The sequence below is a fragment of the Microbaculum marinisediminis genome (assembly GCF_025397915.1).
GTDB classification, from domain to species: Bacteria; Pseudomonadota; Alphaproteobacteria; order Rhizobiales; family Tepidamorphaceae; genus Microbaculum; species Microbaculum marinisediminis.
Genome location: NZ_JALIDZ010000002.1, coordinates 254,791 through 277,666 on the forward strand (window position 1 = coordinate 254,791; position 22,876 = coordinate 277,666).

Annotated in this window: 23 protein-coding genes; 1 reads left to right on the top strand and 22 read right to left on the bottom strand. The window is 66.1% G+C overall.

The window, feature by feature from the left end; all coding sequences use genetic code 11:
- Nucleotides 1-92: 92 nt before the first annotated feature.
- From MUB46_RS04530 to MUB46_RS04635, 22 genes are all read right to left on the bottom strand, one after another.
- Entirely contained in the window at nt 93-1,235 is a 1,143-nt protein-coding gene (locus tag MUB46_RS04530; RefSeq protein ID WP_261614687.1) for a mandelate racemase/muconate lactonizing enzyme family protein, read from the bottom strand.
- Nucleotides 1,232-1,978: a GntR family transcriptional regulator gene (locus MUB46_RS04535; protein WP_261614688.1), complete on the bottom strand. Its 747-nt coding sequence runs from the start codon at nt 1,976-1,978 to the stop codon at nt 1,232-1,234. Before MUB46_RS04535 ends, MUB46_RS04530 begins: the two co-directional genes overlap by 4 nt.
- Before the next feature lie 181 nt (nt 1,979-2,159).
- A complete protein-coding gene (locus MUB46_RS04540; RefSeq protein WP_261614689.1) occupies nt 2,160-3,311 on the bottom strand; it encodes a UxaA family hydrolase in 1,152 nt (383 codons plus the stop codon).
- Entirely contained in the window at nt 3,308-3,571 is a 264-nt protein-coding gene (locus tag MUB46_RS04545; RefSeq protein ID WP_261614690.1) for a UxaA family hydrolase, read from the bottom strand. Before MUB46_RS04545 ends, MUB46_RS04540 begins: the two co-directional genes overlap by 4 nt.
- A complete protein-coding gene (locus MUB46_RS04550; RefSeq protein ID WP_261614691.1) occupies nt 3,571-5,007 on the bottom strand; it encodes an NAD-dependent succinate-semialdehyde dehydrogenase in 1,437 nt (478 codons plus the stop codon). Before MUB46_RS04550 ends, MUB46_RS04545 begins: the two co-directional genes overlap by 1 nt.
- 22 nt (nt 5,008-5,029) lie before the next feature.
- Nucleotides 5,030-6,319 (bottom strand): TRAP transporter large permease, encoded by a 1,290-nt coding sequence (locus tag MUB46_RS04555; RefSeq protein ID WP_261614692.1) that lies wholly within the window; start codon nt 6,317-6,319, stop codon nt 5,030-5,032.
- A complete protein-coding gene (locus MUB46_RS04560) occupies nt 6,316-6,822 on the bottom strand; it encodes a TRAP transporter small permease (protein ID WP_261614693.1) in 507 nt (168 codons plus the stop codon). The genes MUB46_RS04555 and MUB46_RS04560 overlap by 4 nt, the downstream gene beginning before the upstream one ends.
- A gap of 72 nt (nt 6,823-6,894) precedes the next feature.
- Entirely contained in the window at nt 6,895-7,959 is a 1,065-nt protein-coding gene (locus tag MUB46_RS04565; RefSeq protein ID WP_261614694.1) for a TRAP transporter substrate-binding protein, read from the bottom strand.
- Between the two features lie 100 nt (nt 7,960-8,059).
- Nucleotides 8,060-9,700 (bottom strand): GMC family oxidoreductase, encoded by a 1,641-nt coding sequence (locus tag MUB46_RS04570; RefSeq protein ID WP_261614695.1) that lies wholly within the window; start codon nt 9,698-9,700, stop codon nt 8,060-8,062.
- Between the two features lie 181 nt (nt 9,701-9,881).
- Nucleotides 9,882-10,586: an ABC transporter ATP-binding protein gene (locus tag MUB46_RS04575; protein WP_261614696.1), complete on the bottom strand. Its 705-nt coding sequence runs from the start codon at nt 10,584-10,586 to the stop codon at nt 9,882-9,884.
- A gap of 24 nt (nt 10,587-10,610) precedes the next feature.
- Entirely contained in the window at nt 10,611-11,339 is a 729-nt protein-coding gene (locus MUB46_RS04580) for an ABC transporter ATP-binding protein (RefSeq protein ID WP_261614697.1), read from the bottom strand.
- A complete protein-coding gene (locus MUB46_RS04585) occupies nt 11,323-12,300 on the bottom strand; it encodes a branched-chain amino acid ABC transporter permease (protein ID WP_261614698.1) in 978 nt (325 codons plus the stop codon). Before MUB46_RS04585 ends, MUB46_RS04580 begins: the two co-directional genes overlap by 17 nt.
- Before the next feature lie 2 nt (nt 12,301-12,302).
- Complete coding sequence (locus tag MUB46_RS04590; protein WP_261614699.1) at nt 12,303-13,154, bottom strand: branched-chain amino acid ABC transporter permease; 852 nt, start codon at nt 13,152-13,154, stop codon at nt 12,303-12,305.
- 100 nt (nt 13,155-13,254) lie between these two features.
- On the bottom strand, nt 13,255-14,562 hold the full coding sequence (locus tag MUB46_RS04595; protein ID WP_261614700.1) for an ABC transporter substrate-binding protein: 1,308 nt from the start codon (nt 14,560-14,562) through the stop codon (nt 13,255-13,257).
- 128 nt (nt 14,563-14,690) lie between these two features.
- Complete coding sequence (locus MUB46_RS04600; protein WP_261614701.1) at nt 14,691-15,107, bottom strand: Rid family hydrolase; 417 nt, start codon at nt 15,105-15,107, stop codon at nt 14,691-14,693.
- Between the two features lie 5 nt (nt 15,108-15,112).
- Nucleotides 15,113-16,300 (bottom strand): malate dehydrogenase, encoded by a 1,188-nt coding sequence (locus MUB46_RS04605; protein WP_261614702.1) that lies wholly within the window; start codon nt 16,298-16,300, stop codon nt 15,113-15,115.
- The gene (locus MUB46_RS04610) at nt 16,300-16,929 is read right to left on the bottom strand and encodes a BMC domain-containing protein (RefSeq protein WP_261614703.1); all 630 of its coding nucleotides are present in this window, start codon (nt 16,927-16,929) and stop codon (nt 16,300-16,302) included. Before MUB46_RS04610 ends, MUB46_RS04605 begins: the two co-directional genes overlap by 1 nt.
- Nucleotides 16,930-16,939: 10 nt before the next feature.
- On the bottom strand, nt 16,940-18,319 hold the full coding sequence (locus MUB46_RS04615; protein WP_261614704.1) for an aldehyde dehydrogenase family protein: 1,380 nt from the start codon (nt 18,317-18,319) through the stop codon (nt 16,940-16,942).
- On the bottom strand, nt 18,312-19,547 hold the full coding sequence (locus MUB46_RS04620; protein ID WP_261614705.1) for an NAD/NADP octopine/nopaline dehydrogenase family protein: 1,236 nt from the start codon (nt 19,545-19,547) through the stop codon (nt 18,312-18,314). Before MUB46_RS04620 ends, MUB46_RS04615 begins: the two co-directional genes overlap by 8 nt.
- A 46-nt stretch (nt 19,548-19,593) precedes the next feature.
- Nucleotides 19,594-19,902, bottom strand: coding sequence for a BMC domain-containing protein (locus MUB46_RS04625; protein ID WP_261614706.1), 309 nt, complete (start codon nt 19,900-19,902; stop codon nt 19,594-19,596).
- A 1-nt stretch (nt 19,903) separates the two neighbouring features.
- Nucleotides 19,904-20,212: a EutN/CcmL family microcompartment protein gene (locus MUB46_RS04630; protein ID WP_261614707.1), complete on the bottom strand. Its 309-nt coding sequence runs from the start codon at nt 20,210-20,212 to the stop codon at nt 19,904-19,906.
- Between the two features lie 3 nt (nt 20,213-20,215).
- Nucleotides 20,216-21,511 carry a glutamine synthetase family protein gene (locus MUB46_RS04635; RefSeq protein ID WP_261614708.1) on the bottom strand — a complete coding sequence of 432 codons (1,296 nt, stop codon included), beginning with the start codon at nt 21,509-21,511 and terminating at the stop codon, nt 20,216-20,218.
- A gap of 105 nt (nt 21,512-21,616) precedes the next feature.
- Between MUB46_RS04635 and MUB46_RS04640 the strand changes: the two genes are divergently transcribed.
- Nucleotides 21,617-22,756, top strand: coding sequence for an FAD-dependent oxidoreductase (locus tag MUB46_RS04640; RefSeq protein ID WP_261614709.1), 1,140 nt, complete (start codon nt 21,617-21,619; stop codon nt 22,754-22,756).
- Nucleotides 22,757-22,876 lie beyond the last annotated feature (120 nt).

Below are 22,876 nucleotides of genomic sequence, written 5' to 3' on the forward strand. Positions count from 1 at the left end.
GCCGATACAGGCGCTGTTTGAGCGCCTCGTCCGGTTGACGCTCGGCGACGGTGCCGCGGGCGCCGATCTCGCCAAGTGTCCCGGTCGATCCGTCATGAACTCTGTGAGACTTCCCCACGAAACGTGCGGTACGGATCGAGGCTATCCGGCAGCCTCTCCACGGAAAGGCCGGGTCCGTCGCCGAGCCTCATGCTCCCCTGCACGACCGCCGGAACGGGAAAAGCGTCCCGCAGCGGGTTCGGATTGACATCGACTTCCAGCGATCCGGGGCCCCCGGATGCGGCAAGGAGCTCGGCGGATGCGAGCAATCCGATCCCGCCGCCGAGAAAATGCGGGCAATAGGTCAGCCCGGCATCGATGACCTGCCGCGCCACATCGAAACAACCGCTCACCCCGCCCCATTTCGCGACGTCCGGCTGGACGAAGCTCAGAACGCGACTTTCGATGAGCGATTGGAAATTCGACGCACCCGCAACGTTTTCGCCGCCGGCAAGCGGTATCGTCGAAACCTCCGCCAGGTCCCGCCACTGCGCTTCCCCGGCATCGGCCGCAATCGGCTCCTCGAGCCATCCAATGGGGCAGCCCTCGATTCGCGACAGAAAATCTGCGGCCTGCTCACGCGACCAGGCCTGATTGGCGTCGAGATAGAGCGCTTCATGCGTCCCGAGATCTTTCGCCTGGTCCTGGACACGGCCGGCGTCGCATTCGTCGAAACCGACCTTGAGCTTGAAGGCCTCGTGTCCCGCCTGCCGTGCGCCGGCAATTCCGGCGTGTGCTTTGCGATTATCGATGCCGCTGGCGTAAACCGGAATGCTGTCGGCCGCTCCAGGGTTCAGCAGCCTGCGCAGGGGCTGGCCTTCCGCGCGGGCGTTCAAATCCCAAAGCGCCGTGTCGATACCCGCAATGGCCTGCCAAAAGGGGCCGAACTCGCCACACTGCAGGGCCCGTATCCGCGTCTTGCGCATCAGGTCCCGGAACACATGCCGCGGTTGCCGTGCGTCGCTTCCCAACAAAAGCGGTGCGATGTCTTCCAGCGCCAGCCTGGCCCGGTGTTCCGCCCCTGCCGACGGCCAGTTGGCAAAGATCTCGCCCCAGCCGAAAACGCCCTGCTCGTCCTCGATACGCAGGAAGACAGCGGGCCTGTCGCGCATGATTCCGAAGGATGTTTCGACCGGGACCGTCAGCGGAACACGGAAAGCATGCGTCTCGATTCTCGAGACGGCGACGTATCTCATGGTTTCAGGTCCATATCGAAGCGAATGCAATCGCCGCGATAGATCACGTCGGCCACATAGATCGCCAATCCGTCCTCTCCGGTGAGAATGCGCCGGACGTGGGCCACCGGATCGCCCCTGGGATAGTCCAGCAGGTTCGCTTCAACTGCGCCGCACTTGCCGAGCGTCACGCTCTGGCGGGCCGTCGCGATGACAAGGCCGTCCATCTGCGCCATTACGGGCAGGACGAGGCCTTCGCGGAACTTCTGTTCCTCACGCTCGAACAGATTCTGTTCAATGTAGAGCGAGATGATGCAGTAGCGCACCTCGTCGCGTAAGTGAACGCGCCTGATGTGATAGTAGCTGTCCGCGAGCAGGCAGTCTTCGCTCGAAGCGGGGGGCAGCGCGTACCCCTCATCCAGATTGTAGACCTCCGGACGGTCGCCGCGGTACGTACGTATCAGATCGGCCAGGCTGCCTTCGACCCGGAGGGGCCGTTGCGCGCCCAGAGCCGTCACAACGGTGCCGCGGCCGCGTTCCGCCGAGATCAACCCGTCATCGCTCAACTTCTTGATGGCATAGCGCATGGTCACGCGGCTGACGGCGAACTCGTCCATCAGGCGTTCGAGGGAAGGCAGATAGTCACCGGCCTTCCACTCTCCCCTTTCCAGGCGATCGCGCAGCAGGTCGGCAACCTGCACGTATAGCGGCGCCGCCCCGGAACGTACCAGCAGGTCCTTCAGCTCTTTCGTTTCGTTTGTCACCTGGTTGACGCTGTCCCTGGATCAACAGGTTAGGAAAGCCGTGGTGGAACGTAACGGCAGCTCACGAAGAAGGTCGGCGCCCTCTGTGCGCCGCAAGTAAGCCGCATGCCGACCACCCCGACGCTCAAGTATTAAGCGCCGAGGAACCTTGGTCGGGCAAAAGAATTGCCCAATCACGTCACTATAGCGGTGCGCTTTCGCGGGGGAAGAAGATTTGCCCTTCCCGCCAGCGCTCCGCCGCGCAGAGCGCTCCGCGCGAGCAGTCCGCAATCGTCGATTGGATCGTGTCGGCGAGCCCGTCGAGATCCTGCGCGCCGGTCAACAGCGTCGATGCATCGATGTCGATTGCGTCCCGCCAATTCGCGACCGTCTTCTCGTTGCCGCAGACTTTGATCGTCGGCACCAGAGGATTGGCCGACGGGTTGAACTGGCCGAGCCCAAAGAGCACCACATTGCACCCGCCCTGCACCATTCCCGTCAGCGAGAGCGGCGTGAAGAACGGGGTATCCATGAAGTGCAGCCCGGAACGGCTTGGCCGTTCGCCGTAAGCCAGGGCACCGACGAAGTCCCGCGTCCCGCTCTTGGCGACCGCGCCAAGCGATTTTTCCACCAGCGTCGTCAGGCCGCCCGCGATGTTCTCGGCTGTCGGATTGACGCCTCGGTAGTCCTCGCCATCTTCCGAATGCCATACCTCCCGGGTCCTGATGAAATCGAGAATACGCTGGCGCAGGTCGGGGTCGGGCGTTCGCTTGCTGACAATTTCCTCGGCGCCGATGAACTCGACGGTTTCGGAGATCATGGCTGTCCCGCCCGCGTCGATGACGCGGTCGACGAAGCGGCCGATTGCGGCATTGGATGCAAGCGCGCTGGTCGGATCCGAACCACCGCATTCCAGCGCTATGCTGAGATGCTCCAATCCGATCGGCTGCCGCTTGGCCCCGCCGGCGGAGATGAGTTTGCCAAGGGCCTCGCGCGACCGGTGCACGGCCCGCTCCATCCCATCCTGGTCAAGCAGCGCGAGGACTTCGACCGGCTTGCCAAGTCCGGCGAATGCATTGCGCAGCGTTTCCGCGGAAATCGGATCCTGGGTCAGGACGAGCGCGCATCCCGTATTGGGATGGCGCACAAGGGCATCCAGCAGCTCCTGCTGCGCCGGCATGTCCCCGCCACGCCCGCCGCGTATCGTTTCGCCCGTCACGAGAAGGGCATCCTCGTGACCGGCCGCGGTCAGTTCCGCCCAGCGATTGGCAAGCGCGACGGTGGACAGAACCAGAGCGTGATTCCGCAGGCCCACACGCCCGTCGGGGCGCACGTATCCCTCGAGGGTGCTCATTCATCCAGCTCCGAAACATTGTGGACGTGAACATGCGCACCCGCTGCGATCGGCTTTGTGGCGGTGCCGATCGTGACGCCGTACTTTATGACCTCGCCGCCGCACGCGATGTCCTGCAGCGCTATCTTGTGGCCATAGGGGACGCCCGCCTCGACCGGGCCGCCGGAATGGGCGAGCAGATCCGTCCTGTCGTCGATCAAGGTGCCGACATTGTCCCCCGCGTCGACGACGAGGACGCGCCTGAATTCCCCCTCGTGCATCACACTGCTGTCTCGGTTACGAGCCGCACGCGGGTGAAGACTTCGAGCCCCTCAATCCCGCCTTCCGAGCCGTAGCCGGAATCCTCGATGCCACCAAACGGCGTCTCCGGCGTGGACACCACCAGCGAGTTGATCCCCACCATGCCCGCTTCCATGCGCGCGCCCAACGCAGCGATGGTCCGCTCGCTTCCCGCGAAGGCGTATGCCGCGAGCCCGAAGGGCAGACGGTTGGCGCGTTCGATGCCCTCGTCCAGCGATTTGAACGACGAGATCGGCGCGATCGGACCGAAGGGCTCTTCGTTCATGATCCGAGCCTCGTCGGTGACATTCCCAAGCACCGTGGGGGCGAAGAAGTGCCCCTGATTGCCCAGGCGCGCGCCGCCAGTCAGAACGCTTGCGCCGTGCTCCACCGCGTCCGCCACGAAGCCTTCCATGACCGGCAGCCGCCGCTCGCCGATCAGCGGGCCCATCGTGGTGTCTTCATCGAGACCGTTGCCGACCTTCAGCGCCTCGGCTTCCCGCACCATGATCCGGGTGAAGTCCTCGACCGCGTCCTCCTGGACCAGGAAGCGCGTCGGACTGATGCAGACCTGACCGGCATTCCGGAACTTGCCGGCGGCGCACATCTTCGCGGCGCGCTCCACATCGGAATCGGCGAACACCAGAACCGGAGCATGGCCGCCGAGTTCCAGCGTGCAGCGCTTCAGGGTATCGGCCGCCAGTTTCTGCAGGTGCTTGCCGACCTCGACCGACCCGGTGAACGAAACCTTCTTGGCCACGGGCGACGCGATGAGATGGCTGGACACTTCCGCGGGATCGCCGAACACGATGTTCAGGACACCATCCGGCAGACCCGCATCCTGCAGGGCCCGGCCGATCGCGATGGCGGTCGACGGGGTCTCCTCCGACGGCTTGATGATCATGGAACAGCCCGCGCCCAGGGCACCGGCCACCTTGCGCATGACGTTGTTGGCCGGGAAGTTCCACGCGACGAACGCCAGCGTCGGGCCAACCGGTTCACGCATGACCATCTGGCGCAGGCCGGGCATGCGGGCCGGAACCAGGCGGCCATACATGCGCTTGCCCTCCTCGCCGTACCAGCGCAGCACGTCGATGGCGAAGTTCAGTTCGAGCTTCGCTTCGGCCAGCGGCTTTCCCATATCCATCGTCAGGTTGCGGGAAATGTCCTCCGATCGCTCCTCCAGCAACCGGGCGGCTTTTTCCATGATCTGCTGACGTTTGATCGCCGGCGTCCTGCTCCAGACCTCGAACCCGCGCGCACTGGCCTCCAGCGCCCGGTCCAGATCGGCGGTCGAGGCCAGCGGCAGCTCGCCGAGGCTTTCCTCGGTTGCCGGATTCGTCACCGTTTCCGACTTGCCGGACGTGCCCGACGTCCATTCGCCATCGATCAGCAGTTCAAGTTTCTCGTAGGGCATACCTGTTCCTTTTCGGGAGCCATCACCGCAGAAGCGAAGGGATCAGCAGGCTCAGACCCGGCACCAGGGTGATGAGCGCCAGCAGGCCGATCAAAGCTGCGATGAACGGGAGAATTGCGCGGAAGACCTTTTCGATCGACACGCCGGCTATCTGGGAGCCGACGAAGAGATTGACGCCGAGCGGCGGAGTCAGGAACGCGATCTCGATATTGATGATCAGGATGATCCCGAAATGGATCGGGTCGATACCGAAATTGCGGACCAGCGGAACCAGGATCGGCGCCAGAATGATGATTGCGGAGATCGTCTCCATGAACGTGCCGATGATCAGCAACAGGATGTTGATCAGAAGCAGGATCACCAGCGGTTCGGACGAGATCAGGGAAAACAGCTCGACCAGTTCCTGCGGGATGCGTTCAAGCGTGATGGTGCGCGCGAACAGTGTCGAGCACGCGACGACGATCATGAGCGCGCCGCCCATCAGCACCGCGCCCTCGAACGCGCGGTTGAAGCCCTCCCAGGTCATGGAGCGATAGACGACCAGCGAGACCACGAGCGCGTAGGCAACGGCGACCACCGAGGCCTCGACCGGCGTGAACAGGCCGGTGTAGATGCCCCCGAGCACGATGGGCGGCATCGCCAGAGCCCACTTGCCCTGCCACATCAGGCTGGCGACGGAGTCCTGTTCCTGTTCGTCCTGCACCTGCGTGACGACGGCACCGGACCGGCGCGCGGCAAAGTAGGCGACAGCCGCGAGCGTCAGGCCGACGATCAGGCCCGGCAGCATGCCAGCAGCGAACAGATCGGTGACCGAGACGTTCGCGATGATCGCGTAGATGATCATCGGGTTGGACGGCGGGATGAGGACACCAAGTGTTCCGCCCGTGGCCGAAACGGCTGCGGAGTACGGGGCCGGATAGCCCTGCCGGATCATCGCCGGGATCATGATCGCGCCGATTGCCGCCACGGTTCCCGGCCCCGATCCCGAGATCGCGGCAAAGAACATGCACGACAGGATGGTGACGATACCGAGCGACCCGTGAACGTGACCGAAGGAGCGGCGAAAGATGCGGATGATATCGTTCGTGATGCCGCCCGATTCCATCAGGTTTCCGGCGAGGATGAACGCCGGAATCGCCAACAGCGGAAAATTGTCGAGACCGTTGAGGATGGACTGCGTGGCAAAAACCAGCGGCACGTTGGTCAGCCACGTGACCACCAGTCCGGTTATGCCGAGCGCGGCATAGATCGGCACGCCCAGCAGAAGCAGGATCGGGAAGAGAACGGCAAGGGCAAGGGTGACGTCGCTCATGCGTGCCGCTCCTTCGGACGGCCGCCGTCGAGCGTCCCGTCGCCGCGTCCGGTCAGGACTGCCACCAGATCGGTCAGATTAACCAGCGCCGACGCCCCGAATCCGAGGCACATGGCCGCGAACAGGATGTTCTGGTTGAAGCCCAGAGCCGGAGAGATATTGGCGAACTGAAGGCCATCGACGAAATTGTAGCCGCTGTACCAGACCATGACGGAGTCGAAGCCGAACAGGATGGTCAGATGAAAGACCGCGACCGCTCGATTGCCGATCCGCCTGGCGACGAAATCGGAGAATACGCTGACCCTGAGATGTCGTCGCTTAATTGTCGCGTAGGCGCTTGCAAGAAACACCATTGAGATAAACGCGAAGCGGGACATCTCTTCTGTCCAGTCGACAGGCAGCTTGAATTCCCGTGCCACGATCTGCAGCATCAGGGAGCTCACCATGAGGGCCAGAAACAACGCCGCGGCGGCATAGATAAGTCGGATGGCGAAGTGGCGCACGGTCTGTCTTCCGTGTTCGGTCCGGGGTCGAATGGACCGGCATGCGGAGATGCCGGTCCATTCGGGTTCAGACTACATTTCGGCCTTGCACTCTTCGACCAGCTTGAGTGCCGTCTGTGCCAGTTCCTCGCCGTTCTCGCCGAGCGAGTCGTAGTAGTCCGGCCAGATGGCGCGGGCCTTTTCGATCCACTCGGATTCGTCCTCGATCTCGGTGATGGTCACACCGGCGTCCTCGGCCTGCTGCCACCAGTTCGCCTCATCGATCGGCTGCCACCAGCGGATGTAGTCGGTGGCCTCCTTGCCGGCGCGCAGGACGGCTTCCTGGTGTTCGGGCGAAAGCGACTGGAACCAGCGCTCCGACACCATGATGGGATGGGTCAGGATGGTGTAGTGGAACTTGGTCATCCGGTTGATGACCTCATGAAACTTCATGCCGATCACGTCGGTTACCGGATTGTCGCCGCCTTCCACGACACCCTGCTGCAGGGCATTGTAGAGTTCGTTCCACGCGAGCGGAGTCGGGTTGCCGCCCCATGCCTCGTAGGAGGCGATCATGATCGGGTTCGGCGGGACGCGCATCTTGAGGTTCGCCAGATCGGAGGGTTTCTCGATCGGGTCGTCGGACTTGTAGAAGAAGGCGCGCCAGCCGGAGTTTTCCCAACCGACGATACGCGTTCCCGCCTCTTCGATAACCTGGTCGACGATCAACGGCGTGATCTTGTCCTGAAGGCAGTTCACCTCATCGGTGGACGTCGCCAGATACGGCAGGATGAACACGTTCAGCGTCGGCGCCAGCGCGGCGGCATTGTTGGTGGCCGGCAACGTCACCTGCAGGACGCCCTGACGCGCCTGCTGCATCATCTCGCGCTCGCCGCCAAGCTGCGCGCCCGGGAAGATCTCCGCCTTGATCTCGTTGTTGGTGTAGATCTGGACGAGTTCGGCGAAGCGCTTGAGCGTCGCGGTGTGCGACGACCAGACCATGTTGACGGAATGGCCCAGCTTCATGACCTGCTGGCCGTCGACTTCCGGCGCCGACGTCCAGTCGATCGGATTGGGTTCGTCGGCCGCAAATGCGCCAAATGCCAGGCCTGCGCTCGCGACGCTCGCGCAGAGCAGGTTTCGAATGACTTTAAGCATTGTCAGTCCTCCCATGTGATTCTCGGTTCAAAGGTGAAATTCGGTGAGACGGCCCCGCAGGTTTCCCGATGTTGCGAGACCGTCGGCCGCCACGGGCCGTTTACCCATGATTCTTTGCCTGTTCCAGGATGATCGATGACGCCTTCTCCGCGATCATGAGCGTCGGCGCATTGGTGTTGGCGGACGTGATGACGGGCATGACCGAGGCATCGGCCACCCGAAGGCCCGCGACCCCCCGGACACGCAGATCGGGATCGACGACCGCGGACTCGTCGCCACCGATGCGACAGGTGCCCACCGGATGGTAGACGGTGCCGCCGCCCCTGCGGGCCGCGTCGAGGATCTCCTCGTCGCTTTGCACCGACGGACCGGGAACGACTTCCTCTTCCCACAGGTCTTTGAACGCCGGCTGGCTGTAGATCTGCCGCAGGATCTTGACGCCTTCGACCAGCGTCGCACCGTCGCGTTCCGCGGTCAGATAGTTCGGCACGATGCGGGGGGCGGCCGACGGGTCGTCGGACACGATTTCCACGCTTCCACGCGATTCCGGATGACATTGCCAGACCGCCGCAGTGAACCCGGAATAGCGGTGGAGCGGATCGCCCGGCTTGTCGACCGAGAGCGGCATCACGTTGAACTGGATATCCGGGCGGCCGGGGTCGGCGTATTTGGTGTATGTGGCGCCTCCGACCTGGCCGGCGCCGATCGTGAGAGGTCCGCGCCCGTACAGAAGCCAATCGATGCCCATGCGCGCCAGCCTGATGGGATTGCGCACGTCGTCGTTCAAGGAGATCGGCTTCTTCATGCGAACGATGGTTCGCATCTGATAATGGTCCTGGAGATTTCCGCCTACGCCGGGACTGGATACGATTGTCCGGACGCCGGCCTTTTCCAGCACCGCGTCCGGCCCGATCCCGGAGAGCTGCAGCAGTTGCGGCGACTGAATCGCACCCGCGCACAGGATGACTTCGCGCGCGGCAAACGCTTCTGACTTGCGGCCATCCTCGTGCCATTCGACACCGACCGCCCGCGGCGTCGGCCCGCCGTTCCCTTCTTCGATCAGGAGCCTCGACACCAGCACACGGCTCATCAATGTGAGATTGGGGCGATCCAGGACAGGCTGCAGAAACGCGCGTGCGGCACTCGCGCGCCAGCGCTTTCCGATCGACAGCTGATAGGACCCCGCTCCCTCGGTGGTTTCACCGTTGAAGTCGTTGTTGAGCGGCATCCCGTACTGGTTGGCCGCCTCGACCCAGGCCGAACAAAACGGGTGATTGTTGCGCAGGACGGAAACCGGCATTTCGCCGTAGGAGCCGCGGAGCTGGCTGGGTTCGCCGCCGAAGGTCTCGAGACTGCGGAAATGCGGCAGGACCTCGCGGTAGCTCCAACCCGTGGCGCCCATCTCCTCCCAGCGGTCGAAGTCCGCGTGCTGGCCGCGGATGAAAATCAGGCCGTTGATGGTGCTCGATCCGCCGATCACACGGCCTCTGGGCCAGACGATTCCCCGGCCGGCCGTTCCGCTTTGCGCCTCGGTTGCGAAATGACGGGAAAAACGCTTATCGTTGATGGATCGAAAGTAGCCTACGGGAAGCTTCAGCCAGAAATTGCGGTCACTACCGCCTGCCTCCACGAGCAGCACCCGGTTTTTCGGGTCCGCGGACAACCGGTTTGCCAAGATACAACCGGCGGAACCGGCCCCGACAATGATGTAGTCGTAATTCTGGGACTGAAGAGGGCTCAAATTCCGCGTCTTTCGATAGTCCTAACGTTCTATTGTTAGGACTATTGCAAGCAGACTCATCCCTGTCAATCGTGGGCAGAGGAATTTGCTGGCGCCTCCGCAATCGGCGCGACGGAGACCCGGTGGCTCGCACCGTTGATGCTGCAAATGCCGTCGTCTGGCGGCCGACATCGCCTATTGCCTATTGGCCGAAATAGGCCCTGTTGAGCTCCTCGTCCGACTGAAGCTCGGCGACGGTGCCGCGGGTGCGGATCTCGCCGGTTTCCAGGACGTGGAGATAGCCGGCCAGGGTCATCGCGAAGTTCACGTTCTGCTCGGTGATGACGATGGTCAGGCCGGTCTCCCGGTTGAGCTTGCGCAGCGCGGCGGCGATGTCGTTGCAGATCTTCGGCGCCAGGCCGATCGTCGGCTCGTCGACCAGCAGGACCTTCGGGCTCGTCATCAGGGCGCGACCGAGCGAGCACATCTGGCGTTCGCCGCCACTCTGGGTGGAGGTTTCCTGGTTGCGGCGCTCCAGCAGAACCGGGAACAGGCCGTGCACCAGCGCGAGATTGCCGTCGATGTCGCCGCGGGCGGTGTAGGCGCCGACGAGCAGGTTGTCGCGCACGCTCATATACGGGAACAGGTGGGCGCGCTCGGGCGCGTAGCCGACGCCGAGCCTGACGATGTCGGCGGGCTGCATCGCCGTCAGCTCGACGCCGTTCAGCCGGATCGAGCCGGTCGTCCGGGTCATGCCCATGATCGAATCGAACAGCGTCGACTTGCCGGCGCCGTTCGGCCCGATGATGGCGACGATCTCGCCCTCGTTCACCGACAGCGAGACGTTGTTCAGGGAGCGCGCCATTCCGTAGTAGGCGCTCAGGCTTTCGATCTCCAGAAGTGCCATCGCCGAACGGGTCTCCCGATTGCGTCAGTGGCCGAGATAGGCCGCGCGCACCTTCTCGTCGCTCATCACCTCGTGAAACGTGCCCGCCGCGATCACCTGGCCGAAGGTCATGACCACGGCGCGGTCGATCAGCGGTTCCAGCGAGCGCAGGTCGTGGCTGACGATGATGAAGGTCATGCCTTCCGCGCGCTTGCGGGCAAGCAGTTCCGAAATCTGGGCGATCTCGCCGACGGTCAGACCGGCGAAGACCTCGTCGAGCAGGATGATCTGCGGCGCCGTGGCCAGTGTGCGGGCCAGCTCCAGCTTGCGCAGGTCGCCCATCGACAGCTCGCTCGGCTTGCGCGCCAGATCGCCGGCGTCGAAGCCGACGCTGCGGGCCAGCTCCAGCTCGGCCTCCGGGTCCGGCCCCTCGGTCAGCATCAGCCGGATGCTGTCCGGCATCAGGCCGACGCGGATGTTCTCGGCGACGTTGATTTCGCCGAACGGACGCGGCACCTGATAGGTGCGCGCTACCCCGCGCTTGATGCGCTCGTAGGTCGGCAGCGCGGATATGTCCTGACCCTTAAGCCGGATCGCGCCGGAATTCTGCCGATGCTCGCCCATGATGAGGCTGAACACCGTGGTCTTGCCGGCGCCGTTGGGACCGATCAGGCCGAGCGACTCGCCCTGGCCGACCGAGAAGGTCAGATCGTTGGCGGCGGAGATGCCGCCGAACCGTTTGACGACGCGGTCGACTTCAAGCAGCGGGGTCACGGACGGCCTCCGGTTTCGGCTTGCCGCGGACCCGTTCGGCCGCATCGACGATGATCTGGTACAGGCCCTTGGGCTGGTACATGAAGAGCACCAGCGCGACGGTGCCGTAGATGAAGTAGCGTTCGGTGCCGGGCAGATAGGGCCGCAGGTATTCCAGCAGGAACGTGAGGAAGAAGGCGCCGGCCATCGGGCCGATGATGGTCGAGGCGCCGCCGATCAGCGACGCGACGATGATCGTGAACAGGAAATTGATGTCGAACAGGGCGCGCGGGGCGATCGAGCCGAGATAGTGGACGTAGAAGGCGCCGCCGACGCCGGCGACGAAGGCGCTGACCATGAAGGCGAACAGCTTGAGCTTCGTGGTGTTGAGGCCGCTGCCGCGCACCGATTCCTCGTTCATGCCGATGGCGCTCAGCGCCGTGCCGACGCGGGTGCGGTTCAGGCTCCACAGGAAGATGGCGATGACCGCCATCAGCCCGAGCGAGAGGTAGAAGTTGTTGGTCGCCCCGCTCATAAGCGTCTTGACGCCGGATATGCCGCGCGTGCCGCCGGTCAGGTCGGGACGGATCACCTGCACGAGCTGGTACATCAGCTCCATGAAGGCCAGCGTCACCAGTGCGAAATAGGAGCCGCGGATCCGCAGCGCCGGCAGGAAGAACAGCGTGCCGGCCAGCATGGTCGTGACGACGGCGGCGGGGATGGAGATCGAGACCGGCACGTGGAAGCGATAGGACAGGATCGCCGTGGTGTAGGCGCCGATGCCGATCAGAAACGGGTGGCCGAAGCTGATGTAGCCGGTGCGGCCGGACAGGAAGTCCCAGCTCATGGCGAAGATCGCCAGATAGTTGGCGAAGATGAAGGTACGCAGCGTGCCCGAGGGAACAAGGTAGGGCAGCAGGCACATGCCGCCGACGAACAGGGCCCAGAGCAGGACGTGGCGCCAGGAGATGCCGGCCGCCATCGCTACAGCTCCGCCCGGCCGAACAGGCCCCTGGGCATCATGACCAGGACCACGATGATGAGCAGCATGGTGAAGACGCCGCGCAGCTCGGCGGCGATGAAGGTGGTCGAGATCACCTCCATGAAGCCGATGATGTGGGCAACGACCAGGGTGCCGATGATCGAGCCGATGCCGCCGACGATGACGACCGCCACCGCGATGATCAGCGGCGAGACCCACATCGACGGATTGAGCTGGGTATAGCTGGCGAAGAAGACGCCGGCGATCGCGCCCAGGATGCCGGAGATGACCCAGGTGATGAGGTTGACCCGGTCGGGATCGATGCCGGAGATGGCGGCGCCCTTGATGTCCATCGAGACCGCCTGCATCGCCCGCCCGGTGAGGGTCCTGCGCACGAACAGGTAGAGCGCGCCGAGGATGACCCAGCTCGCCAGCGTCGCGGCGACGACGTTGTAGGTGACCGCCGCGCCGCCGATCCAGACGACTCCGGGCACGATCGGCTGCAGCACCTTGGAGCTGTCGTTGAAGATCAGCACGATGCCGGCCTGCACGACGACGGCGAGGATCAGGGTGGAGATCTCCACCGCCACGTGGTCGCCCTTCAGCGGCTTGACGATGAAGCCGTATTTCAGGCTGCCGGCGAGCGCGCCGACGGCAATCGCCGCCGCCATGCCGACGGCCATCGGCAGGCCGAGCGTCTGCGCCATGTAGAAATAGACGTAGGCGCCGAGCATCAGGTAGGCGCCATAGGCGAGGTCGAGGACCCGGCCGACGCTGAAGATCAGCGTGAAGCCGATCGCGATCAGCGAATAGAGCCCGCTCAACAACAGCCCCTGGATAATGACCTGGATCATCGGAAGGCTGGCCCCGGCCGATCTTCGATTGTCGATGTCGGTTGCGTCTTTGCGGCCCCCGCGCCGGGCTTATGCGCGCCCGGCGCGGCGAGCCCGGAGACTACTGCTTGATCCAGGACGGCAGCTTGAAGTCGCCGTTGGCGTATTTGGGCGGGTAGACGACATGCGGCGTCCCGTCCTCGTACCACTGGATGACGACCATCGACGGCGCGCCGTCGTCATAGGGCGGCGTGATGTCGAATTTCAGGTTGTGCGGATAGGTGCGGCCGGTGCGCGGCTCGACCTCGCCCGGCTTCCAGAAGGCGTAGCGCATCCACAGCTCGCCGTCCTTCTCGAACACCCAGTCCTCGTTCAGCATCGCGTCGACCCAGTTGTCGAGCGGCTGGAAACCGCCGGCCTTCTCGGCGGCGTCGAAGGCCTGCAGCACGCCCCAATAGGCGTTGAAGCCGTTGAAGTGGGGGAACTTCGGCCGGTCGTCGCCGTAGCGGGCGACGTACTTGTCGGCGAAGGCCTGGTCCTTGTCGTCGAGCTGGAAGCCCACCGAGGGGATCGGGCTCAGCGAGGAGATGCCGCCGCCAGCGCCGCCGGTGTCCTCCCAGTACTCGTGGCCCAGCGTCGCCACCGCGACACCGGTCATGGCCAGCGGAACCTGGAACTTCACGTATTGCGAGGAGACGACCTGCCCGTTCACCGAGGAGATCAGATAGATGAAGTCGGCCCCGCTATCGACCGCCTTGGAGAAGATCGGCGAGAAGTCGACCGTGGCGGTGTCGTAGACGATCGTGTCGACGACCTCGATGCCGGCTTCCGGCGCGAGCAGTTGGGTGACGAGGCCGTTGATGGCGTTGCCGAACGCGGTGTCCTCCTGGAGGATCACCACCTTCTCCCAGCCCATCTTGTCCTTCAGCACGTCCTTGCCGAAATCGACGTACAGCGTGGCCAGCGCCTCGTCGGAGGCGATGTTCATGAAGTACATCTTGTAGGTCTCGTAGTCCTCGACCAGCTTGTCGATGATGCCGATGTTCGAGGTCCAGGTGTCCAGCGTCGGGATCTTGTATTCGACCATGCGCGGCAGCCAGCCGAGCGACACGTCGTCGATGGAGCCCGAAACGATGAAGTCGACGTTCTCGGTCTCGGCGAGATACTCGTAGGCCTTGATGCCCTCCGTCACGTCGCCGCCGGTGTCGGCCTCGACCAGGACGATCTGGCGGCCGCCGAGAACGCCGCCTTTCTCATTGAGCTCGTCGATCGCGATCTGTGCGCCGCGAAGGGTGCTTCTGCCGGTGTCGGAGGCCAGCGATCCAATGAATCCCACCTTCACCGGCTCCTGCGCAGACGCGGTGGTGGCTGCGAACGCCGATCCCGAAACCACCAGCGCGGCGGCGACTGTCCGTAACGTCCATCCCATTGTCTTTGTTCCCCTTCCGTGACCGGTTATGACCTGCCCTTAGCGTTATTGTATTCTGTATACAGTACACGGCCTGAATGACCCGTCAATTGCTCGGCGGCTAAAAAATGCCCCGCCGGAACGGCCGATCAGCCGCCGAAAACCACCGTCCCGTCGGGCTCGTGGATCAGGGCGTCGGCCTCGATCTCGATCATCATGCCGGGCTGGGTCAGACCGGCCTCGACGCCGCTCGTCACCGGGTCTATGCCCTTAAACACCTCGCCGTGGGCGCGGACGAAATCGCCGCCGCCCCGGGCCATGTCGGTCAGGAACGCGCGGGTGCGCACCACGTGGCGCATCTCGGCGCCGACCTCGGCCAGCGCCGCCTCGATGCGGCCGAAGATGTACATGGCCTGGCGATAGGTATCGCCCGGCGCATGCAGCCGGCCGGTCGGCTCGATCGCCGTGGTGCCGGCCACGAAGACGAAGGGGCCGATCCGCTTGGCCCGGCAATACGACCCGACCTCCTCGAAACGGCCGCCGGATTTGAAGGTCCGCACGACCATGGCGGCTACAGCCCGAGCCGGCTGCGGATCGCCTCGGCGGCGGCGCGCAGCGCCGCAAGCTCGGCGTCCGTCAGCTTCAGTTCCTCGACGGAGACCAGCCCGGCCCGGCCCAGATGGCAGGGAACGCCGAGCACCACGCCGGCGATGCCGTACTCGCCGTCGAGCATGACCGAGACCGGGACCGGCCCGGTGCGCGCGCCGCGGATATGGTCGATCAGCTCGATCGCGGCATGAGCCGGGGCAAGCGTGGCCGACCCGCTCTTGCGCAGGGCCACCACCTGCCCGCCTCCGGTGACCGCGTCCTTGACGCAGGCGTCGATCCGCGCGGGCGACAGGAAAACGTCGAGCGGGCGCCCCCTGATGCGCGAAAGCGAGACGATCGGCGCCATCTCGTCGCCGTGGGATCCCAGTGTCATCGCCTCGACATCGGCCGGGCCGACGCCCGCCGCCGCCGCCAGCGCATTGCGGAAGCGGCTGGAATCAAGCGTGCCGGCCATGCCGAGCACCCGTTCGCGCGGGAAGCCGGTGGCGCGCAGCATCTCCACGGTCATCTCGTCGAGCGGGTTGGTGACGACGATGACGATCGCCCCGGGCGCCTGCGTGCGGATCGCCTCGGCGGCGGCCTGGACGACCCGGCGGTTGACGTCGATCAGGTCGGCCCGCGACATGCCGGGCGTGCGCGGCCGCCCGGCGGTGACGACCACCACGTCGGCGCCGGACACGAGCGCCGCATCGGTGCCGCCGACGGCGCGGGCGCGGGTGCGGCTGATGCCGCTGGCATGGTTGAGATCGAGCGCGACCGCCTCGGCCAGCCCCGGCGTGATGTCGATCAGGGCGATTTCGTCGACGAGATCGGCGTTCGCCGCCAGGTGGCCGATAGTGCCGCCGACGCCGCCGGCGCCGATCAGGGCGAGCTTGGTCAGGCGGCGGGCGTTGCGCGGTGTCGCCGGCTTCGGCGCGACCCATTTCGGCGAGCGACGGTAGAGGACGCGGCGCAGCGACGTGCCGCCGTCAGTGCGCGCGACGGCGGGGCGCTCGATCGGGCCGTCCACCAGCCTGATGCCGAGCCGTTGCGCCGTTTCGCTGGCCAGCGCCGTGACGATGTCGCCGGGCAGGATCTCGACCACGATGCGGCCGCGCGCCCGCGCCTCCTCGACATGTTCAGCCCCGATGACACGGCGGCCGGCGGCCATTATTCCGGTGTCCCCTCGACGGCTTCGATGGCGGCGACGGCGGCGTCCACCGCGGCCTTCACCGAATTCTCCGATCCCGACACGAACAGGCGGCCGAAGCGGCCGACCGCGCGCACCTCGACGATGTCGATCTCGGCGGACTTCTCCGCCTCGTTGGCGGCGATCGAGATATAGGCGGCCGGCGCGCATTCGATGATGCCCAGCGTCTGGCCGGGAACGACCAGCGTCCCCTTGCGCCACTTGTTGAGGAGCTGCGCCTGATAGGGCTCGACCGAGGTGATGATCTGGGTCGAGGCGACGGTGGGCTTCACCCGGTCGCGCATCGAGGCGCCGAGTTCGGCGAGGATCGCCTCGCGGGCCGCCGTCACCTCGGCGTTGGAGGGCGAGCGCAGGATGAAGAAGCCGAACTCGCGCTCGACGATCTGGCTGGTCGCCTCCACCGAGCTCGCCTTCAGCGCCCGGTCGATCAGGGAGAACACGCCGTTGCCGGGCGCCAGCTCGCCGATCAGGATGGTGTCGCCCGACAGCGGGATCGAGCCCTGCACCGTCGCGCCGTTATAGGCGGCGAATTTCGGTTGCAGGTTGTCGATCTGCACCAGCGCGCGGATGGTGATGTCGCTCCTGGTCATGCCCTGGACCCTACTCCCCGTATTCCTCGTAGATGTCGCGCCATGGCCGGTTCTCGTAGGCGACGCGCTTGATGTTGATGAGGTGAAGCGCGGTCACGTTGTCGGACGTGATCGAGCCCGACCAGGTGCCTGTGCCGAGCATGAAGCTCGGCTCCAGGTCCGTCGAATAGCCCATGCCGCCGGTGATCGCCGGCGTGTTCACCAGGACGCGGCCGGTCGGAACGGTGGCGTAGCGGGCGACGATCGCGGGATCGTCGCAGTGGATGACGGCGCTATGGCCCCAGCCGCCGAACATGGCGATCGAATGGGCGATCTCGATGCCCGCCTCCGAGTTGCGCGCTTCGTAGAAGGCCAGCACCGGATTGAGCTTTTCCGCCGATAGTGGCCTTTGCCAGCCGACCTCGGTCTCCTCGGAAACGAGGCAGCGCGTGCGCGGCGGGATCGAGAAGTCGGCGCGCCTGGCCAGCGCCTCCGGCGACTGGCCGACGCTGTCCGGCGCGATCGCGTTGTGCTCGGTGAAGATCACCCGGGCAAGCCTGTCGGCCTCCGCCGGGGTACAGAAATAGGCGCCGCGCAGCTTCATCTCGTGGCGCAGCTCGCGGGCGATCTGGCGGTCGGCGACCACCGCCTGCTCGGAGACGCAGGCCGTGCCGTAGTCGAAGCTCTTCGACATGACGATCTGCTCGGCGACCTCGCCAAGCTGGTCCGCCTTGGAGGCATGGACGTAGCAGGGCACGTTGCCGGCGCCCACGGCGAGCGTCGGCTTGCCCGAGGAATAGGCGGCGCGGACCATCGCCGGGCCGCCCGTGGCCATGACGACGGAGGTGCGGCGGTGCCGCATCAGCTCGCCGGTGCCCTGGATCGTGACGTGATCGAGGCACTGGATCAGGCCCTTCGGCGCGCCCATCTGCTCGGCAGCCTCGGCCATGAGGCGGGTCGTTTCCAGGCCGCATCGCACGCCGCGCGGATGCGGCGCGCAGACGATCGCGTTGCCCGCCTTCACCGCCGACAACACCTTGTAGATGATCGTCGAGGTCGGGTTGGTGACGGGGATCAGGGCCGCGACCACGCCCATCGGCTCGCCGATCGCGGCGACCTTGGTGGCGTCGTCGCGCCACAGCACGCCGAGGGTCGTCACGTCGCGCAGATAGTCGGCCACCGCCAGGGCGTTGAACAGGTTCTTCACCCGCTTGTCCGGCACGTTGCCGTAGCCCGTCTCCTCCACCGCGAGTTCGCCGAGGCGCTTGGCCTCCGGCTCGATGGCGCGCGCCATGGCGTCGACCAGGGCGTCGATCGCCTTCGGATCGGTGCCGAGGAACCGGCGATAGGCCTCGAAGGCCGTGTCGGCGGCGCGCCGGGCCGCGGCGATCGACTTGAGATCGTCATCCATCGGTGCCGCTCCCCGGTCGTTGCGGATCCCCGGTGGCCGTCGATCCCCGGGCGATGACGTCCATGATGCGGCGCGCGTCCTCGATGTCGGTCGCGTCGATGCCGACCGTCTCCAGCTTGCGGCCGGCGGTCGCGACGTCGGCGCCGAGGATGGTCGAGGCGAGCGTGATCATGCCTTCGGTCGCGGGCACGGCGACGCCGGCCAGCCGCGCGGCGGAGACCAGCGGCACCAGCGATCCGATCGTGGCGTCGCGCAGGATGGCGGTCGCCGTGGCGCCGGAGGGCACCGGACGGCTGCCCGGTCCCTTCAGCGCGCCGGCGTGAATGTCCATCCAGCCGGTGGCCGAGGGCAGGTCGCGCACGCCGAAGGCACGGCCCACCGCGGCGCGTTCGTCGGCGAGCCGGGCGATGACCGCCGCATGCTCGGCACCGATCAGCGCGCGGAAGGTCCGGTTCTCCGGCAGCGGCACGCCGCCCATCGGCACCTCGGGCCCGCCATTGCCGAGGGCCGGCCCGCCGAGCAGCAGCGCCGGCACCTCGACGAGGCCGGAGCCGTCGGCGAAACCGGAATGGACGGTGCTGAGCACCGGGTTCAGGTTCGGCAGGTAGCGCGCCAGTCCGGCAAGCACCGCGGGGCGGCCGCTCGGCAGGGTGGCGGCACAGACTGTCGCGGCCGGCGACAGCGCGAGCGTCGCGCCCGACGCCTCGAACCAGTAGGGAAGCCCCTGCGTCTCGACCAGCGTGATGTCGGCCTTGGCGCCACCGACCCGGAGCAGCCAGGCCGCCTCCAGCGCGCCCATCGAGCGCCCCGGCGCCAGCACCAGCACCTGCCCGTCGCGGACATGGTCGGCGAGCACCATGGCGTAGGTGCGCTGCTTGTGGATCGGTCCGGTGAGGAAGATCAGCTCGGCGCCGGCGACCGCGCGGTCCAGCTCCGCCGTCGTCCGGATCGAGGGGACGCTGTCCTGGTCGATCTGGTAGGTGCCGACCGGACCGGCGCCGCGCAGCGCGACGCCCGCCCCCGAGCGCAGCGCCGACAGCTCCTCCCCGTAGGCGGAAAACAGCGTGACGGCGGCGCCTTCGGCGAGGCACAGCGCCGCCAGCAGGCGCGCGTCGGGGCCGCCACCGAGCACCGTCACCCGGTCGTAGCGGGGCGCGGCCTCAACGGCGCCGCCGGCGCTACGCGCGGCGACGACCTCGGCGAACTCCTCGAATCCTGCGGCGGTCATCGACCGGTATCCCCCTGGACGAGACGTCGGAGCGGCACCGGGTCACTCAGTCGGCCGAGCCGCCGCCCAGTGCCGCGATGATCCCTTCCAGCTCGTCGTGCGGGCGCGGGATAACGTGGACCGCGACCACCTCGCCGACCTTGTTGGCCGCCGTGGAGCCGGCATCGGTCGCAGCCTTCACCGCGCCGACCTCGCCGCGCACCAGCGTGGAGACCAGCCCGCCGCCGGACTTGGTCTGGGCGATGATGGTCACGCTCGCCGCCTTGACCATCGCGTCCGCCGCCTCGATGGAGGCGACGAGACCGCGGGTCTCGATCATGCCCAGCGCCATCTGTCCGCTGACCGGTTTTGCCATTTCACCCGTTCCTTCTCCTGGTGGGGGTCCTTTTCGCCGGACCTCCCGCGATATCGACATGATCGACCACCGCGACGATGGCGGCATCGATCGGTACGCCCGCGACCGCCGCCGGCAGCCGCGCCGCGGAGCCGGTGACGAGCATCACGAGATCGCCGACGCCGGCGCCGCAGGTGTCGGCCGCGACGACCGCCGGCTCGAGCACGTTGCCCGCGCCGTCCTCGACATCGGTGACGAGCAGCTTGTGCCCCGTCAGCGGGGCCGCCTTCACGGAGGCCGTGACGGTTCCGGTGACGCGGGCGATCTTCATCGCTCAGAAATTCCCGAGATAGCGGTCGATCTCGACCGGGGTCACTTGCGCGTTGACGAACGCGATCTCGCGCTCGCACATCTGGCACAGCAGCTCGTACAGATCGTCGCCGCACAGCGCCTTGAGCCAGTCGGACTGACGGGCGAGCGCGACCGCCGTGTCGAGGCTGCCCGGGAGCGGCTCGGCGGCCTCGTCCTCGTAGCCGTTGCCGGTGGTCATCGCGCTGGGCTCGATGCCCTGTTCGATGCCCTCCAGGCCCGCGGCGACCTCGGCGGCGAGCATCAGGTAGGGATTGCAGTCGGCGGTGCCGTCGCGCTTCTCCACCCGGGTCGCCGCGTCCGCCCCCTCGATCACGCGGATGCCGACCGTGCGGTTGTCGAGGCCCCAGGTCGTGTTGATCGGGCAGAAGGAAAACGGCTGGCGGCGGCGGTAGCCGTTCGGCGTGAGCGTGCCGCAGACCGACATCTCGGCCATGCGCTTCTGCAGGCCGCCGACGAAATGACGGCCGGTCTGGCTGAGCTTGCCGCCGTCGGCGAACGCGTTCTTGCCGTCCTTCCAGAACGAATAGTGGGTGTGGAAGCCGTTGCCGGACTGCTCGAAGAACGGTTTCGCCATGAAGGTGGCGAGATAGCCGTGGTGCATGGCAAGCTGCTTCACCAGCGAGCGAAAGATCACCACGCGATCGGCCGACAGGAGGGCGTCGCCGTAATGGATGTTCACCTCGACCTGGCCGGGGGCGTATTCCGGGTTCGACTGCTCGATGGGAATGCCGACCTCGTTGATCTGCTGGCGGATCGGCCCGAGCACGTGTTCCAGCTCGGCGGCGCGCTCGAGGCCGTAGACCTGGATGCCCTTGTCCCTGGGGCGCCTCGTCTCGGGGTCGAGCAGGTAGAACTCCAGCTCGGTGCCGACATTGACGGTGTAGCCCATCGCCGCGGCGCGCTCGAGCTGGCGGATCAGGACGTTGCGGGGATCGATCGGCACCGGCTTGTGGTCCATGCCCTCGGCGCGGGCCAGGCAGAACGCCACGCCCGGCTCCCACGGCAGCGACGCCGGCTTGGTCAGCGGCAACATGTGCATGTCCGGGTAGCCGTTGCCGAAGTTGACGTAGGGCGTGTCCCAGACGTCGCAGGTCATGTCGATGGCGAAGAGCGCGATTGAAAGCGCGTTGCCGGACTTGCAGATCGTGTCCCAATGGGTCGCCGGGATGCGCTTGCCGCGCATGATCCCGCACAGATCCCCTACCCCCAGTACGACCGTATGCGTGCCCTCCGGCAGGCCGAATTCCGATTGCGTCAAGGTCCCCTCCAGCCTTTGCCAACCGTTATTCGCCGATTGTTGATCGGTCTTTGTATTCAGTATACAGTATGCACGTCAAATTGTGTTGGCAAGAGGAATTTCCCGATGGCGCGGCCCGGTGCGGTGGTTGTCGGCGGCGGTATCGCCGGCGTCATGACGGCTCTGGAACTGGCGCGCCGCGGCGAAAGCGTGACGCTGATCGACCGCTGGGAACCGGGCCATTCGCGCGCCTCGTCGACCGACTATAACCGCGTCATCCGGGCGATCCACGGACGCGACGAGTTCTATACGCTGTGGGCGCGCGAGGCGCGGCTGCGCTGGATGGAGCTGCAGGCAGAGATCGGCCAGCGGCTCTATTACGAGTGCGGCGCGCTGATCCTGGCGACCCAGGGCCATTGCCACTGGGAGGACGCAACCGCGGAGACCTTCGACAAGCTGGGCGTGCCCTACTACCGCTTTTCCGCTGCGGAAACCGCCGCCCGCTTCCCCCAGTTCGACACCACGAGCATCGCCTATTCGCTGTACGAGCCGGAGGCCGGCATGATCATGGCCCACCGCGGCGTGCGCGCGGGGCTGGAGTTGTTCCAGCGCGCCGGCGGCAGGGTGGAACGCGGCCACGTGACGACGGACGCCGACGAGCGGCTGGTGCTGAACGGCAAGCCGCTGGACGCCGACCTGATCGTGGTGGCGACCGGCCCGTGGATGGCCGACATGTATCCGCGCACGGTCAAGCCGATCACGGCGGTGGTCGGTGTCAACGTGCTCTACACCTCGACGCCGGACGGCGACGCTTCGTTCGACCAGGAGAACATGCCGTGCTGGATCGACCACGGCGAGAAGTCGTTCGGCCTGCCGTCGACGGAAGGCTCGGGCGTCAAGGCGGCCGTCGTCATTCCCGACAAGATCGACCTGGACAACGACGAGCGGCTGATCCGCCGCGAGACGCTGGCGCGCACCCGCAGCTACATCCGCAAGCGCTTCCCCGGCCTGGTCGGGCAGAAGGTGGTCGATTCCAAGTTCAACCAGATCATCCTGACGCCCGACACCCACTTCATCGTCGACTGGCACCCCAAGCACGACAACGTCCTGCTCGCCGGCGGCTGCTCCGGCCACCTCTACAAGCACGGACCGGTCTTCGGGGATTTCGTCGCCGGGGTCGGCCGCAGGGAATACGGCACCGCCGACCGGTTCAAGATCGCCGGCCGGCGCAAGCTGTCACCCGCCGAAAGCCCGTCGGGGCGGTAAGCGGGCAATCCGGGAGGCAATCCACCCCAGCCGTCATCGCCGGGCTTGTCGCGGCAATCCATGAACACCACCGCCAACGATTGCGGTCATGCCCGGAACACGTCCGGGCATGACAGCTGC